The organism is Georgenia yuyongxinii (genome assembly GCF_006352065.1).
GTDB lineage: Bacteria > Actinomycetota > Actinomycetes > Actinomycetales > Actinomycetaceae > Georgenia > Georgenia yuyongxinii.
In genome coordinates, this window is sequence record NZ_CP040915.1 from 4078933 (window position 1) to 4094625 (window position 15693).

Annotated in this window: 11 protein-coding genes; 3 read left to right on the forward strand and 8 right to left on the reverse strand. The window is 73.1% G+C overall.

The genetic code is table 11. The features are described from left to right. Positions 1-84: 84 nt before the first annotated feature. Positions 85-996, forward strand: a complete 912-nt coding sequence (locus FE374_RS18605) for a cation diffusion facilitator family transporter (protein ID WP_139931014.1) — start codon at positions 85-87, stop codon at positions 994-996. 77 nt (positions 997-1073) lie between these two features. Here the strand turns inward: FE374_RS18605 and FE374_RS18610 are convergent, their stop codons facing one another. Then, positions 1074-1562 (reverse strand): GNAT family N-acetyltransferase, encoded by a 489-nt coding sequence (locus FE374_RS18610; protein WP_139931017.1) that lies wholly within the window; start codon positions 1560-1562, stop codon positions 1074-1076. A gap of 102 nt (positions 1563-1664) precedes the next feature. Here FE374_RS18610 and FE374_RS18615 point away from each other — a divergent pair, with 102 nt between their 5' ends. Continuing rightward, a complete protein-coding gene (locus FE374_RS18615; RefSeq protein WP_139931019.1) occupies positions 1665-2225 on the forward strand; it encodes an alpha/beta fold hydrolase in 561 nt (186 codons plus the stop codon). 104 nt (positions 2226-2329) lie between these two features. Next, positions 2330-3838, forward strand: coding sequence for a gluconokinase (locus FE374_RS18620; protein WP_139931021.1), 1509 nt, complete (start codon positions 2330-2332; stop codon positions 3836-3838). A 67-nt stretch (positions 3839-3905) separates the two neighbouring features. Here the strand turns inward: FE374_RS18620 and FE374_RS18625 are convergent, their stop codons facing one another. The 7 genes from FE374_RS18625 to FE374_RS18655 all read right to left on the reverse strand — a co-directional run bounded on the left by FE374_RS18625 (position 3906) and on the right by FE374_RS18655 (position 15689). Then, complete coding sequence (locus FE374_RS18625; RefSeq protein WP_139931023.1) at positions 3906-4592, reverse strand: response regulator; 687 nt, start codon at positions 4590-4592, stop codon at positions 3906-3908. Further along, positions 4589-6406 carry a DUF4118 domain-containing protein gene (locus FE374_RS18630; protein WP_168205513.1) on the reverse strand — a complete coding sequence of 606 codons (1818 nt, stop codon included), beginning with the start codon at positions 6404-6406 and terminating at the stop codon, positions 4589-4591. The genes FE374_RS18625 and FE374_RS18630 overlap by 4 nt, the downstream gene beginning before the upstream one ends. 77 nt (positions 6407-6483) lie before the next feature. After that, positions 6484-8496: an APC family permease gene (locus FE374_RS18635; RefSeq protein ID WP_139931025.1), complete on the reverse strand. Its 2013-nt coding sequence runs from the start codon at positions 8494-8496 to the stop codon at positions 6484-6486. A gap of 237 nt (positions 8497-8733) precedes the next feature. Then, positions 8734-11559 (reverse strand): vitamin B12-dependent ribonucleotide reductase, encoded by a 2826-nt coding sequence (locus FE374_RS18640; RefSeq protein WP_139931027.1) that lies wholly within the window; start codon positions 11557-11559, stop codon positions 8734-8736. Positions 11560-12061: 502 nt separating this feature from the next. Further along, positions 12062-12901: an ECF transporter S component gene (locus FE374_RS18645; RefSeq protein WP_223173586.1), complete on the reverse strand. Its 840-nt coding sequence runs from the start codon at positions 12899-12901 to the stop codon at positions 12062-12064. Continuing rightward, positions 12898-14592, reverse strand: coding sequence for an ABC transporter ATP-binding protein (locus tag FE374_RS18650; protein WP_139931029.1), 1695 nt, complete (start codon positions 14590-14592; stop codon positions 12898-12900). Before FE374_RS18650 ends, FE374_RS18645 begins: the two co-directional genes overlap by 4 nt. Next, positions 14589-15689, reverse strand: coding sequence for an energy-coupling factor transporter transmembrane component T (locus FE374_RS18655; RefSeq protein WP_139931031.1), 1101 nt, complete (start codon positions 15687-15689; stop codon positions 14589-14591). The genes FE374_RS18650 and FE374_RS18655 overlap by 4 nt, the downstream gene beginning before the upstream one ends. Positions 15690-15693: the final 4 nt, after the last annotated feature.

The following is a 15693-nucleotide window of genomic DNA, read 5'->3' on the forward strand; positions in this document are numbered from 1 at the left end:
GTAGACGTCCCGGGCGCGGATTCGGTGAGGTGCTGGGCGGCAGGGGATGATGGCAGGCGAGAGCCGGACCGGTAAGGAGGCGCGGTGAGCGGCCACACGCACGACCATGCGGAAGCCAACCGCACCCGCCTGGCGATCGCCTTCGGCATCACCGCCACGGTGCTCGTGGCGGAGGTGGTCGGGGCGTGGTGGACCGGCAGCCTGGCACTGCTGGTGGATGCCACCCACATGCTCACCGACACCGCGGGACTGGGGCTGGCGCTCGTCGCGGCCTCGCTGATGCTGCGCCCGCCGACCTCCCGCCGCACCTGGGGATTCCGCCGGGCCGAGGTGCTGGCCGCGGCCGCCCAGGCCACCTTGCTGCTCGCCGTCGGGGTCTACGCGCTCATCGAGGGCGTCCGCCGGCTGATGGACCCGCCGGACGTGCCGGCCACCGGGCTGCTCGTGTTCGGGGTGATCGGCCTGCTGGCCAACCTGGTCGCCATGGCGGTCCTGGCCGGCGGGCGGTCCGCGAGCCTGAACCTGCGGGCCGCGTTCCTCGAGGTGGTCAACGACGCGCTCGGCTCGGCCGCCGTCATCGTCAGTGCCGTCGTCATCGCCGCGACCGGGTGGACGCGCGCCGACGCCGTCGCCGCCCTCGTGATCGCGGCCCTGATCCTCCCGCGCACCCTGATGCTGCTGCGCGAGAGCACCAGCGTGCTGCTCGAGTCCACACCCCGGGGGCTGGACCTCGACGACGTCCGGGCCCACCTCCTGGCCGTGCCGCACGTGCGCGCGGTGCACGACCTGCACGCCTCGCAGATCGCCTCCGGCCTGCCGGTGCTCACCGCGCACGTGGTCATCGACGACGACTGCTTCCGCGACGGGCACGCCGCCGAGCTGCTCGGCCAGCTGCAGAGCTGCGTGGCCGAGCACTTCCCGGTGAGCGTGGCGCACTCCACGTTCCAGCTCGAGCCGGTCGATCACCGCCCGCACGAGGGGCACGTGCATCCCTGACGGCGGCGCTCCGTCCGGTGTGGCCGGCCCGTGCGTCAGAGTTCGAGCGTCAGAGTTCGAGCGTCAGAGCTCGTGAATCACAGCCAGCGGTGCATCACGTGCAGGCCCACGTAGCTGCCGTCCGGACGGCGGAACGCACCCGGGACGGTGCCGACGATCGAGAACCCGAGCGATTGCCACAGCCCGACCGCGCGCTCGTTGGACGACACGACCGCGTTGAAGACCACCGCCCGGTACCCGTCGGCGCGGGCGGCGGCAAGGACGTGCTCTGCGAGCGCGCGGGCGATCCCCTTGCCGGCGTGGCCGCCGTCGACCATGAAGCCCGCGTTGGCGACGTCGGCCGCACCCCCGCCGTAGTTGGGGTGCGTCTCGGCGGTGCCGACCACCTCGCCGTCGAGCATGGCGACCACCGTGCGACCCGGCAGACGCTCGTGCAGCCACTTCACCCGGAGGGTGCGCTCGTCGGTGTCGGTGTCCCAGGTGTAGGTCTCACCGGCGCGGACCACCGGTTCCATCACGGACCAGATGCGCGGCCAGTCCGCCGCCGTGGCCTCGCGGATCTCCATGGCCGGGAGGATAGCGGGGCGGGAGACGCTTCCCGCCGAGGAAAAACCCAAACTCACGCGCGCCGTCGGATAAGGGACGCGTCCGGGGGATAGCCTCAAGCAGTGAGGATCTTCGATGGGGACGCCGGCCGCGTGGCCATCATCTTCCCTGGGGCTGGTTACACCCCCGACCGCCCCCTGCTGCACTACGCCCGCACGATCGTGCGCGACGCCGGTTGGTCCGGTCGGGACGTGTGGTGGCCGGAGCTGCCGGACGAGGGCAGCGACGCCCTCGGCACGATGGTGCGCGACATCGCGTGGCGCGAGCTCCACTCCAACGCCTCTCCCACCCAGCGCCTGGTGATCGGCAAGTCGCTGGGCAGCCTGACGGCGCCGCTCGCCGCGGACCTGAACGTCCCCGGCATCTGGCTCACCCCGTTCATGCGCAACCCCGACGTGCTCGACGGTCTCGTTCGCCAGCAGGCGCCCACCCTGCTCATAGGGGGCACCGCGGACCGGCTCTGGGACGGCGACGCCGCCCGCCGCACCGGGCACCAGGTGCTCGAGATCGAAGGTGCGAACCACAGCCTGGAGTTCGCCGGGGACGCTCGCCGCTCCGTGACCGCCCTGGCCGACGTGGTGGCGGCCATGGCGCAGTTCGTCGCCGAGCTCGACCCGGCCTGACCTGCTGGTCTGCCCTCCCCTTCCCGCCGGCCTCATCCGCCGGCGTGAGGCGGCCCTCACGCACCATAACTACGCTGAGGCCCACGCCAGCCACCGGAGGAATCATGGGGAAGCACGGCATCATCGTCGATCCCGACGAGGCCCGCGAGCCGTTCGTGCTCGCGCTCGATGTGGGCTCGACGGCGTCGCGCGGCGGCCTCTACGACGCCGCCGGACGGCCGGTGCGCGGCCTCCGTCACAAGGTGCCGCACCAGTTCGCCACCGCCGCGGACGGGACGGCGGAGATCGACCCCGAGCAGGTGGTCTCGGAGCTGGCCGAGATCATCAACGCAGTGACAAGCCGCCGTCCCGGGCTCCGTGTCGCCGGCGTCGCGCTGGACACCTTCGCCTCCTCGCTCGTCGGGGTCGACGACGCGGGCACCGCCCTGACCCCCTGCTACACCTACGCCGACTCCCGCTGCGCGCCCCAGCTGCGCACCCTGCGCGCCGAGCTCGACGAGCCCGTGATCCAGCAGCGCACCGGCACCCGCCTGCACACGAGCTACCTGCCCGCGCGGCTGCGGTGGTTGCGCGAGACCGCCCCGGCCGTCTTCGCCCGCACCTCACGCTGGCTCTCGCTCGGGGAGTTCGTGCACCTGCGGCTGCTCGGCACGGCCGCCGTCGGGACCTCCACGGCGGCGTGGACCGGCATGCTCGACCGGCGCACCGGAGTGTGGGATGCCGAGATGCTTGCCGTCGCGGGCGTCGACGCGGCACAGCTCTCCCAGATCCACGACCCGGACCGCCCCCTCGAAGACCACGGCGGAGCCGGCGGGCGGTGGCCGGCGCTCGCGGACGCCGTCTGGCTCGCCCCCGTCACCGACGGCTTCGCCAGCAACATCGGCATCGGCGCGGCCGACGAGTCCACCATCGCGGCGGCAGCGGCGACCTCCGGCGCCATGCGGGTGATGCTGCACGGCCACCCCGAGACCATCCCCGCCGGCCTCTGGAGCTACCGGGTGGACTCCTCGCGCACCCTGCTCGGCGGCGCGCTCAACGACGTCGGCCGGGTGGTCAGCTGGCTGGAGCACACCCTCGCACTCGACGAACGTGACACCGCCGCGCTCGACCGGGACGCGACCCTGCTCGCGGACCCGGACGCCGCCGCACCGGTGGTGCTGCCCTACCTCACCGGCGAGCGCAGCACGGGGTGGGCCGCCGACGCCCGTGCCCTCTTCGCCGACGTCTCCGCCGCGACGACGGCGCCACTGCTCTACCGCGGCGCCATGGAGGGCGTGGCACTCGCCTACGCGCGGGTCGCCGAGCAGCTCAAGAAGGCGGGCGGGCGCCCCCAGCGGATCCTCGCGGGCGGCCGGGTGACCACGGACCGACCCGGCTGGCTGCAGATCCTCGCGGACGTGCTGGGCGCGCCGGTGGAACAGGTCACGATGAAGCGGACCACCATGCACGGCACCGCGCTGCTCGCGCTGGACGTCGTGGCCCCCGGGGTGGAGCGTGCCGCCGTCGAGATCGGTGCCTCGTACGAGCCGCAGACCAGCCGCGCCGCGTACTACGAGGACCGGGCCGCGAGGTACCAACGCCTGTACGACGCGGTCGTCGCGCCGCACCACTGAGCGTCACCGTCCCCGGCTCACCGGCAGCCGCTCGGCTCCGCCGGGCCCGGCTCACCCCGACGGCGCGCTACGCCGTCTCGAAGGTGTAGCCCATCCCCGGCTGGGTAAGGATGTGGCGCGGGTGGGCGGGATCCGCCTCCAGCTTGCGGCGCAGCTGGGCGGTGTAGACCCGGAGGTACCCGGTCTCGGTGCCGTAGCCGGGCCCCCACACCTGCTGCAGGAGCTCACGACGGCCGACAAGCTTGCCCCGATTGCGCACGAGGACCTCGACGATGGCCCACTCGGTCGGCGTCAGACGTACCTCCTCGCCGGCGCGCAGCACGCGGCGCCGCGCCAGGTCGATGGTGAGCTCTCCCGCCTCGATGACGGCCTCGGAGGCGTCCCCCGGGGCAGCCCGCCGGACCGCGGCCCGAAGCCGGGCGAGCAGCTCGTTCATCGCGAACGGCTTGGTCACGTAGTCATCGGCACCGGCGTCGAGCGCCCCGACCTTGTCCTCACCGTGCTGGCGCGCGGAGAGGACGACGATCGGCACCCGGCTCCAGCCGCGGATGCCTGCGATGACGTCCATGCCGCTGAGATCGGGCAACCCGAGGTCGAGCAGGACGACGTCGGGGTGCCAGCTCGCCGCGAGGTCGAGGGCGCGCCGCCCGTTGGCCGCCGTCGCTACGTCCCAGTCGTGGGCCCGCAGGTTGATGGCCAGCGCATGGACGAGGCCGGGTTCGTCGTCGACGACGAGCACTCGGGGATCGCTCATGGTGTGCCCTGTGCGAGGGGGACGCTGAGCACCATGGTGAGCCCGCCGCCCGGGGTGTCCTCGGCCCGGATCGATGCACCCACGGCGGTAGCCAGCCCGTCCGCCACGGCCAGCCCGAGACCTAGGCCGCCGGGAGCGGAGTCGCCGAGCCGCTGGAACGGCTCGAACATGTGCGCCTTGCGGTCCTCGGTCAGCCCGGGGCCGTGGTCGACCACACGCAGCTCCATCCGCCCGCCGGCCGCCGCGGCGGCGAGCCGCACCGGTGCGCCGCCCGAGTGGCGCACCGCGTTGGAGACGACGTTGGCGACCACGCGCTCGAGCAGGCCCGGGTCGGTGCACACCAGCGGCAGCGTGTCCGCCATGTCGAGGCGCACGACCCCGGGGTCGAACCCGTCGGTGGCCAGCGGGACGATCTCATCGAGGCTCGCGCGTCGAAGGACCGGCCGGACGCTCCCGGTCTGCAGTCGGGAGAGGTCGAGAAGGTTGTCGATGAGCCGCTCGAGCCGGGCAGTGGCCGCGACGAGTGTGGCGACCAGCTCGTCGGTGTCCCCGGCGCTGAGGCGGACGTCGCCCGAGAGCAGTCCGTCCAGCGCGGCGCGGATAGTGGCCAGCGGGGTGCGCAGGTCGTGGGAGACGGCGGCGAGGAGCGCGGTCCGCGCGGCCTCGGCCTGCTCCAGGACGCGGGCCTGCTCGGCCTGCTCACGCAGCCGGCGGTGCTCCAGCAGCGCGCCGGCCTGCGCGGCGAACGCCTCGAGGACCCGGCGGTCCCGGGCCAGGACGCGCCCGGTCAGCGCGAGCACCCGGCGCTCGTCGACGCGGACCACCGCGTCGGCCTCCTCCGGCGCGCCGACACCGGTGCCAGCCGTCGCGAGGGTGCGCCACCGAGGGCCCGCGGCCGAGGTCCCGGCCGCGACCTCCGTCTCGGCATCGAGCAGCGCGGCACCGGCGAGGCCAAACGTCTCCCGCAGCCGCGCCACCAGCACCGCAGCGGTGTCGTCGCCGAGCACGGAACGGGACAGCTCGGCGAGCGCCGAGGCTTCAGCTCGGGCGCGGAACGCCTGAAGGGTCCGTCGTCCGGCCAGGTCCACCACGGAGGCCACGGCCACCGCCACGGCGAGGAAGACGACGAGGGCCAGGACGTTCTCGCTGTCGGCGATGAGGAGCTGCCCGGTCGGGGGCGTGAAGAAGTAGTTCAGCAACACGAAGCCGAGCAGCGCGCTGCCGACGGCCGGCGCGAGACCGCCGACGATGGCCACCGCCACGGTGAGGGCGAGGAACAGCAACACCTCGATGGGCAGCCCCACCGCCGCGTGCAAGAGACGCAGCAGCACGGTCAGCGCGGCCGGGCCGACCACCGCCAGCAACCAGCCGGCGACCACGCGCCGCGCTGACAGCGGACTCTCGCGGGCGGCCCGGCGCCGCCCGGGGCGCCGTGGGAGCGGCACCAGCTGCACATCGATCGCACCGGCACGCCGCGCCACGGCGAGCCCGGTGCTCGGCGCGAGCGCCTGACGCAGCCGCCCCGCCGCCGGCAGGCCGACGACGACCATCTCCGCACCGACGGCACCCGCGAAGTCCGCCACCGCCGTCGCGACGTCGTCACCGATGACGGTGTGGAAGCCGGCCCCGAGCCGCTCGACCTCCCCGCGCAGCGTCGCCAGGGCGGCGGGCGCGGCCCCCGGGCGGCCGTCCTGCGTGAGCACGTGGACCACCTGAAGCTCGGCCGGGGCGCCCGCGAGCTGCGCGCCCCGGCGCACCAGGGTCGCGCTGTCCGGGTCGCCGGCGACCGCGACGACGACGCGGGCTGTCGTCACGGTCCCATTGTCGCCCGGCACGGCCCAAGACCGGCCCCCTTCCGACCCCTCCACCGGTGCCGGCGGCAGCAGCGTTGTCACGCGGTCCCCCGGCGCGCCCCGTCTGCGCCCGGGTGTGCCGGCCGGTCGAGGCGGTCCTCCTCGTGCAGCTGGAAGGGGACCGACGCCATGACCACCCCGGGCGTAAACAGCAGCCGGGCCTTGAGGCGCAGGGCGCTCTGGTTGTGCAGCGCCTGCTCCCACCAGTGGCTGACCACGTACTCGGGCACGAAGACGACGACGAGGTCGCGCGGGGCCTCCCACCGCACGGAGCGGACGTAGTCCACCACCGGCCGGGTGATCTCCCGGAACGGGGAGCCGAGCACCGTGAGCGGGACCGGGATCTCGAACTCCTCCCACGCCTGGCGCAGGGCGGCCGTCTCGTCCGAGTCGATGTTCACCGTCAGGGCCTCGAGCGTCGTCGGTCGGGTGGCGCGGGCGTAGGCGATGGCCCGCATGGCGGGCTCGTGCAGCTTGGAGACGAGGACGATGCCGTGCACCCGCGGCGGCAGGGCACGGGACACGGAGGGGTCGAGGACGGTGATGTCGCGCGAAACGCCCTCGTAGTGCCGGGCGATGCCGCGCATGCCGAGGAAGAGCACCGCCATGAGCAGGACTGCGATCCAGGCGCCGTGGGTGAACTTCGTGACGAGCACGATGACGAGCACCACCGAGGTGAGGACCCCACCGAAGGTGTTGATCGCGCGTGACCGGCGCATGTGGGCCCGGACCTGCCGGTCCCGCTCGCCGAGCAGGTGCCGGCCCCAGTGCCGCACCATCCCGAACTGACTGAGGGTGAAGGAGACGAACACCCCGACGATGTAGAGCTGGATGAGCCGGGTGACCTCGGCACCGAAGGCGATGATGAAGGCGCAGGCCCCGGCGGCCAGCAGGACGATGCCGTTGGAGAAGGCCAGCCGATCGCCCCGGGTGTGCATCTGGCGGGGCAGGAGGCCGTCGCGGGCGAGGACCGAGCCGAGCGCCGGGAAGCCGTTGAAGGCCGTGTTCGCGGCGAGCACGAGGATGAACCCTGTGGTGATCGTGACGAGGACGAACAGCACCGGCACGCCGTGGAAGACGGTCGCAGCGATCTGGCTGATCACCGGGTCCTGGGCGTAGCCGTGCCCCACCGGCCGGCCGTGAAGGAGCAGCTGGGTGGCAGGGTCCTGGGCGAACCGCAGGCCGGTCGCACCTGCCAGCAAAAGGATCGACATGAGCATGGTCGCGGCGATGAGGCCCAGGAGAAGCAGCGTCGTCGCCGCGTTGCGGGACTTCGGACGGCGGAACGCCGGCACCCCGTTGCTCACGGCCTCGATGCCGGTCAGGGCCGCGGAGCCGGACGAGAACGCCCGCAGCACGAGGAAGCCTCCGGCAAGCCCGGTCAGGCCCTGGCTGAACGCGGCGTTCGGGGCGATCGTGAAGCTGGCCGAGGCGGCGGTGTGCATCGTCCCGGTGACCAGCTGCCACACGCCGACGAGGAGCATCAGGCCGATCGACCCGATGAAGGCGTACACGGGGACAGCGAACGCGGTGCCCGACTCGCGCACGCCCCGCAGGTTGAGCACCGCCAGCACGACGACGACCGCTACGCCGAGCACGACCTCGTGCCCGCGGGCGGCCGGAATGGCCGCGGCCAGGTACTGCATCCCGGAGGAGACCGACACCGCCACGGTGAGCACGTAGTCCACGAGGAGCGCGCTGGCCACCACCATGCCCGCCCGGGCACCGAGGTTCTCCCGCACGACGGCATACCCGCCCCCGCCTGAGGGGTAGGCATGCACCGTCTGCCGGTAGGAGGCGACCACCGCCATCATGACGACGACAACGGCCACGCCCACCCAGGGCGCCAGTGTCACGGCGGCCATCCCGGCGAGGGAGAGGGTCAGCAGGATCTCGTCGGGGGCGTACGCCACAGACGAGAGCGCGTCGGAGGCGAACACGGGCAGGGCGATGCGCTTGGGCAGCAGCGTGGCATTCAACCGCTCGCTACGCACCGGCCGGCCCACAAGGGCCCGCTTGACGAGATCGGGGACGCTCTGGACTGCGGCCATGCTGCCGTTGTGTCACATCCGGGACTGCCCGACGGCGTTGCTACCGGGATCCTGACACCCGCCCGCCGGATCCTGACGGAGTCTTGACACGCCGCCCTGGTCTGCGCCGATCATCCGCGGCGGAGCGCTTGGGGGTTCAGTGACATGACCTCGGCCGGTCCCTGGTGGCCCAGGCCCGAGACCCCGGGCGAGATGACATCTCACGGAGAAGATGACATCTCGCCGGGATGCGGCGGTTCAGCTGCAGCCGGAGGTCGACCCGCAGTTCTCGCACACGTAGCAGCTGCCGGCGGGGCGCATCTTCGTCCCGCAGGACATGCACAACGGCGCGTCGGCGTGCTGGCCCTGCTGCAGCTCGAGCAGCTCGGCGGAGGAGTGCGCCGGTGAGGGCACGGCAGCGTCGACCCCCGCGGTCTGGTTCAAGGTCTCCAGCTCGGCCGCGACGTCGCTCGCGTCGTCGTAGGCACCGCTCTCCTCGTAGGAGCCGGTCTCGGCGTACCGCTTGCGCTCCGCGGTCGTGTGGATGCCCATGCCGGCCCGGGTCTCGTAGGGCAGGTAGTCCAGGGCGAGGCGCCGGAAGATGTAGTCCACGATCGACTGCGCCATCCGGATGTCCGGGTCGTCGGTCATGCCCGCCGGCTCGAAGCGCAGGTTGGTGAACTTCTGGATGAAGATCTCCAGCGGCACCCCGTGCTGCAGCCCGATGGAGACGGCGATCGAGAAGGCGTCCATGACCCCCGCCAGGGTGGAACCCTGCTTGCCGAGCTTGAGGAAGACCTCGCCCAGGCCGTCGTCTGGGTACGACCCCGCGGTCATGTAGCCCTCGGCCCCACCGACCCGGAACGAGGTGGTGATCGAGGGGCGGGACTTGGGCAGGCGGCGGCGGACCGCGCGCTGGGGCTCGGTGGGCTCCGCCGTCGGCGCGGGCTTCTCGGCCTTCTTGGCAGCCTTGCCGTCGGAGAGCGGCTGGCCGACCTTGCAGTTGTCGCGGTAGACCGCCAGGGCCTTCAGGCCGAGCTTCCAGCCGTCGAAGTAGACCTGCTCGATGTCCTCCACGGTGGCCGTCTCGGGCAGGTTGACCGTCTTGGAGATCGCGCCGGAGAGGAACGGCTGGACGGTGGCCATCATCTGCACGTGCCCCGTGGGCGCGATGGAGCGCCGGCCCATGGCGGTGTCGAAGACCTCGTAGTGCTCGAGCTTGAGTCCCGGTGCGTCGACGACGTGCCCGTGGTTCGCGATGTGCTCGACGATCGCCTCGACCGTCTCCTCGGCGTATCCCAGCCGCCGCAGCGCGCGGGGCACGGTCTGGTTGACGATCTGCATCGAACCGCCACCGACGAGCTTCTTGAACTTCACCAGCGAGAAGTCGGGCTCGATGCCGGTGGTGTCGCAGTCCATCATGAAGCCGATGGTCCCGGTCGGTGCGAGCAGCGAGGCCTGCGCGTTGCGCCAGCCGCCGGCCTCGCCGAGCTTGAGGCCGGTGCGCCACTGCTCGAGGGCGGCGGTGCGGATGGCGGCGTCCATCGCGTTGACGGTGCGCAGGGCGTCGTTGGCCGCGGCGTGCTTGCGCATGACCCGCTGGTGCGCCTCGGCGTTGCGGGCGTAACCGTCGTAGGCGCCCAGGACCCCGGCGAGCTCGGCGGAGCGCCGGTACGCCGTGGCCGTCATGAGCGAGGTGATGGCCGCGGCCAGCGCCCGGCCGCCGTCGGAGTCGTAGCCGTGGCCGGTGGCCATGAGCAGGGCGCCGAGGTTGGCGTAGCCGATGCCGAGCTGGCGGAAGGCGCGGGTGGTCTCGGCGATCGCCTCGGTGGGGAAGTCGGCGAAGCTGATGGAGATGTCCATCGCGGTGATCACGAGCTCGACGACGGCGACGAACCGTTCGGCGTCGAAGGTGTCGTCCTCGCGCAGGAACTTCAGCAGGTTGATCGAGGAGAGGTTGCACGAGGAGTTGTCCAGGTGCAGGTATTCGCTGCACGGGTTCGAGGCGGTGATGCGACCCGACTCCGGGCTGGTGTGCCAGTCGTTGATGGTGTCGTCGTACTGCAGGCCCGGGTCGGCGCACTCCCAGGCCGCCTGGGAGATCTTCCGGAAGAGCTGCTTGGCGTCGACGGTCTCCACCACGTGGCCGTCCTGGCGGGCCTTGAGGTCGAACGTGCCGCCGTCCTCGACCGCGCGCATGAACTCGTCGCTGACACGGACGGAGTTGTTGGCGTTCTGGTACTGGACGGAGACGATGTCCTTGCCGCCGAGGTCCATGTCGAAGCCGGCCTCGCGCAGGGCGCGGATCTTGTCCTCCTCGCGTGCCTTGGTCTCGACGAACTCCTCGATGTCCGGGTGGTCCACGTCGAGCACGACCATCTTGGCCGCGCGCCGGGTGGCGCCGCCGGACTTGATGGTGCCCGCGGAGGCGTCTGCGCCGCGCATGAAGGAGATGGGCCCGGAGGCGTTGCCGCCGGAGGAGAGCAGCTCCTTGGAGGAGCGGATGCGGGAAAGGTTCAGCCCGGCGCCCGAGCCGCCCTTGAAGATCATTCCCTCCTCGCGGTACCAGTTGAGGATCGAGTCCATCGTATCGTCGACCGAGAGGATGAAGCAGGCGCTGACCTGCTGAGGCGCCGGGGTGCCCACGTTGAACCACACCGGGGAGTTGAACGCGAAGTACTGGTTGAGCAGCAGCCAGGTGAGCTCGTCGGAGAAGACGGCGGCGTCGTCTTCCGTGGCGAAGTAGCCGTACTCCGTGCCGGCGCGCGTGTAGGTGCTGACCACGCGGTCGATGAGCTGGCGCAGGCTCTGCTCGCGGGCGTCGGAGCCGACGGCGCCGCGGAAGTACTTGGTCGCGACGATGGTGGAGGCGTTGACGGACCAGGACGCGGGGAACTCGGTGCCCCGCTGCTCGAAGATCGTCTCGCCGGTCTTCCAGTTGGTCTGGACGATGTCGCGACGCTCCCACTCCACCTCGTCGTAGGGATGGGCGCCGGCGGTGGAGAACACGCGCGGGATCGCCAGGCCCTTCGCCTTGGAGGTGCGTGCCGAAGCCTTCCGGCCCGACGCGGGAGTCACGGACATCTCGTCTCCTTCTGGGTTCCTATCGGCGTTGCGGAGGGGACCGTTACGTCCCCATTGTCCGCCCGTTCTGACGCCGTGTCACCACAAGATCTTGGGTCGAATCGATTGCTGGGCCACTATATGTAGTGGTTCTTCCTGGATGCGGGATCTGGCGCGGCGTGGTGGGTGAGAAGGGCCACCGGACCCGTGTCCGGCCTCGGGTGGCGCCGTCTCCCGGACGACGGGTCGGCCGGTTGGCGTGCGTCCCGCACCGTCTCTCGGACACGGCGTCAACCGGTCGACGCCCTCCCGTACCGTCCCACGGTTGCTGCGCAAGCCACTGCCGGGATTGCTGACCGTGGTTTGGCTCAGCTGAACTCAGGTCGGCGTGGCCGACGGCGTCGGCGGACCTGACGTCGATTCGGCGAGCCCGGCGTCAGGTCGGCAGACCTGACAGGGCCCGACGGCGCAACTCGCCGGGCGGGCGGAGGCGGCCGGCGGACGAGTGCGCCGGCGTCGATGGTCAGGCGGGTGGGAGTTTCGCGGGGGCGAACGCCGCCCGGGTGGCGGCTCGGCGCAGCGTGGCCAGCACCGGCCGGCCGAAGAGGAGGACGCCGGCCGCCGTCGTCACCGCCCGGCCGATGTCCCAGGCGAGCGAGGTGGTGAGGGAGTAGAGCAGGAATCGACGCAGGTTCTCCCCCGCCGGGTCCCCCGCCGCGAACGACAGGTCAGTGCCCAGGCCGAGCTGGAACGGCCAGAAGGACAGGTTCATCGCTACCCCGAAAGCCACTGCGGCGACCACGGCGTAGCCCGCGAGCATGGCCAGTTCCGCCGTGCCGCGGGCACGCCGAGGCAGCAGGCCGGCCCCCAACCCCACCCAGGCGGCGCCGAGCATCTGGAAGGGCAGCCACGGCCCGACCCCACCGGTGAGCAGCGCGGAGGCGAAAAGGGTCGTCGCGCCCAGGACGAACCCGAAGCCCGGCCCGAACACCCGGCCGGCGAGCACGAGCAGGAAGAAGACCGTCTCCACGCCGGCCATGCCGGCGGCAAGCGGGCGCAGCACCGCACCGACCGCGGAGAGCAGCCCCAGCACGGCGATCGCCTTCACGTCGAGGGCACCCTCCCCGAGCCCGACGAACAGCACGCCCAGCACCGCCACGAGCACCACCGCGAGCACCAGCGGGGCGTCCGTGCCGGTGCCGAGCACGGCGCCCGGGTCAACGAGCAGCGGCCAGCCGAACGCCAGCAGGCCCACCACCGAGGCGAGCGCGAGCGCCACCGCCGTGCGCGGGGTGACGGGCACGGCCGTCACACGCTGCACCAGGCGCGATGTGCGCTCCACCGGGTTCGGGGCGCGGCTCATCTGCGGGCCTCCACGAGCAGGCCGCGGACGCCGTCGACCGTGAGCACCGGGACCGGGTGGAGGATCTTGGCGACCTGCGGGGAGAACGTCGGGGAACCGGGGAGCACCTCGCCGGCCGGGGCGTCGACCACAACCTCGCCGTCGGCCAGCAGGAGCACGCGGGCGGCGCAGCCCGCCACGAACTCCACGTCGTGGGTGGACAGCAGGACGGCGCAGCCGCTGTCCGCGAGCGCAGTGAGGGTCCGGGTCAGGGCAGCCTTGGCGGCGTAGTCGAGGCCGCGGGTGGGCTCGTCGAGCAGGACGACGTCGGGCCGGCCGGCCAGCTGGACGGCCAGGGCGAGGGCGAGGCGTTGTCCCTCGGAGAGGTCGCGGGGATGACGCGATCCGGGCACACCGGGAGCGACGCCGTCGAGCAGCGCCCGGGTGGCGCCCGGCGCGGCATCGGCCTGAGCGTCGGCGGTGGCGCACTCGCCGTCGACGGTGGGCAGGTAGAGCAGGTCGGCCGGGGACTGCGGCACGAGCGCCACGTGGCGGCGTGCCTCGCCGGGCCGCATGGCGGCGGGGTCCGCGCCGCGCGGGCCGAGCTCCGCCGTCGTCAGCCGGACCGTCCCTCCCGACCGAGGGCCCTGTCCCTGCAGCGCCCACAGCAGCGACGACTTGCCCGAGCCGTTGCGGCCCATGAGCGCGACCACCTCGCCGCGGTGCAGGTCGAGATCGACGCCGCGGACGGCGTGCACGGCGCCGTGGTGGACGTGCAGACCGCGGGCGCGCAGGAGCGGCTGCCCGGCCGGTGTGGGCGCACCGGGTGCGAGAGGCTGCTGCGCACCGGGCGCGAGCGGGGACGTACGGGGCGCGGGCGGCGCGGCGGACGCCGTCGTCCCGAGCAGTCGCTCGCGGAGCGGACCGGCCTGGCGCCGGGCGTCCCGCACCGACAGCGGGAGCGGGTCCCAGCCGGCCAGCCGACCCAGCTCGACCACCGGCGGCGCGACCACGGCGGTGGCCAGCACGGCGGCCGGCTCGCCCTGCGTGACGCCGCCGTCGGCGTCCAGCGCGATGACCCGGTCGGCCAGCTGGACCACGCGCTCGAGGCGGTGCTCGGCGAGCAGCACGGTGAGGCCGAGATCGTGCACGAGGCGGGCGAGCGCCGCGAGGACCTCCTCTGCGGCCGCGGGATCCAGCGCCGAGGTCGGCTCGTCGAGCACCAGCACCCGGGGCTGGGCGGTGAGCACCGCGCCGATGGCCACCCGCTGCTGCTCCCCGCCCGAGAGGGTGCGCAGCGGCCGGTCGCGCAGCGGGGCCAGGCCGAGCAGGTCGAGCACCTCCTCCACCCGCTTGCGCATGACGGCCGGGCCGACGCCGAGCTGCTCCATCGCGTAGGCGAGCTCTTCCTCCACCGAGTCGGTGACGAACCCGGCGAGCGGGTCCTGCCCGACCACACCGACGACGTCGGCCAGGTCACGCGGCAGGTGGTCACGCGTGTCGCGGCCCGCCACGACCACGCGACCGGTCAGCAGGCCGCCGGTGAAGTGCGGCACCCGCCCGCACGCGGCGCCGAGCAGCGTGGACTTGCCCGAGCCGGTCGGCCCGACGACGAGGCACAGCTCCCCCTCCCGGACGTGCGCGGTGACCTCGCGCAGCGCCGGCGTGGTGGCGCCGGCGTAGGTGACCGAGACGTCCTCGAACCGGATCACCGGCTCCTCCTCATGAGCAGCGGCACCAGCGCGCAGGCGGCGGCCAGGACGGCGGCCGGCGGCAGTGCCAGGAACTGGGCGGTGCCGGCGGGCGGGTTCGAGGCCCCCGGGTCGGCTGCGGCCGCCACCGCCACGATCAGCGCTGCGAGAGCGCCCGCGCCGGCCACGAGGGCTTCCGTCGCCCGCCAGGGGTCGGGGCGGTAACGGGTGCGGCGCACGCGGCGGCCGGCGGCGAGCGAGGCGGCCACCGCCACGGCGCCGCCCAGCGACAGGAGGGGCACGCCCATCCAGGCGGGTGACGTGGCATCGAGCAAGCCGTAGGTGCCCAGCACCGCGGCGACGAGGGCGAGCAGGAGCGCCGCCCCCACGCGGCGGTCGCCGCCGGGGTGGCTGGCCCGGGCGTACCCGCGCGAGTCCATCGAGGCGGCCAGCTCGAGCGCATGGTCGAGCGCGTCCTGGAGCACCGGCACCAGCAGGGCGACGGCGGGGCGGAGCCCCCGGCCGTCCAGCCCGCGCAGCCGCTGCGCCCGTCGCACCCGGGCGACGGCGGAGACCAGCTGAGGGGTGACCGTCACCGCGACGACCACCGCGGTACCGAGGTGGTGCAGCGAGGCGGGCAGGCATCGCAGCGCCCGTTTGGGGTTCGCCAGGGCGTTCGCGGCGCCGAAGCACACCACGAGGGCGGCCAGGCGCAGGCCGCCGACCGCCGCGTCGAGCAGCCCGTACAGGTGGACGGGTCCCAGGAGCTCCATGCCGCGCACCCACTCGGGCAGGGACACGCTGGGCAGCTCGAGCACCACCGGCCCGGCGCCGTCGAGCCCGAACAGCACGTAGAACCCCATCCGCATCACCACGATGACGGCGCCGAGCACGAGGTAGCCGCCGAAGGCGCGGGCCCACGGCGAGTCGTCGCGGCAGGCCATCACGACCAGGACGACGACGGCGAGCAGCAGCCCGAGAACCAGCGGGTTGGTGGTGCGACCGACCGCGACGGCCAGCCCCAGGGCCCACGCCCACCAGGCGAGCGGGTGCAGCGCGGCTCGGGCGGGTACGACGCGTGGCGCCGACCCGGCCGGGGCACGCTCCGCCGTCGTCATGACT

What these genes read in the sequence shown, in the direction of transcription:
- FE374_RS18625 (WP_139931023.1), bottom strand. Translation starts at nt 4,592, where the DNA reads ATGAGCGATCCCCGAGTGCTCGTCGTCGACGACGAACCCGGCCTCGTC.
- FE374_RS18640 (WP_139931027.1), bottom strand. Translation starts at nt 11,559, where the DNA reads ATGTCCGTGACTCCCGCGTCGGGCCGGAAGGCTTCGGCACGCACCTCC.
- FE374_RS18610 (WP_139931017.1), bottom strand. Translation starts at nt 1,562, where the DNA reads ATGGAGATCCGCGAGGCCACGGCGGCGGACTGGCCGCGCATCTGGTCC.
- FE374_RS18655 (WP_139931031.1), bottom strand. Translation starts at nt 15,689, where the DNA reads ATGACGACGGCGGAGCGTGCCCCGGCCGGGTCGGCGCCACGCGTCGTA.
- FE374_RS18645 (WP_223173586.1), bottom strand. Translation starts at nt 12,901, where the DNA reads ATGAGCCGCGCCCCGAACCCGGTGGAGCGCACATCGCGCCTGGTGCAG.
- FE374_RS18635 (WP_139931025.1), bottom strand. Translation starts at nt 8,496, where the DNA reads ATGGCCGCAGTCCAGAGCGTCCCCGATCTCGTCAAGCGGGCCCTTGTG.
- FE374_RS18620 (WP_139931021.1), top strand. Translation starts at nt 2,330, where the DNA reads ATGGGGAAGCACGGCATCATCGTCGATCCCGACGAGGCCCGCGAGCCG.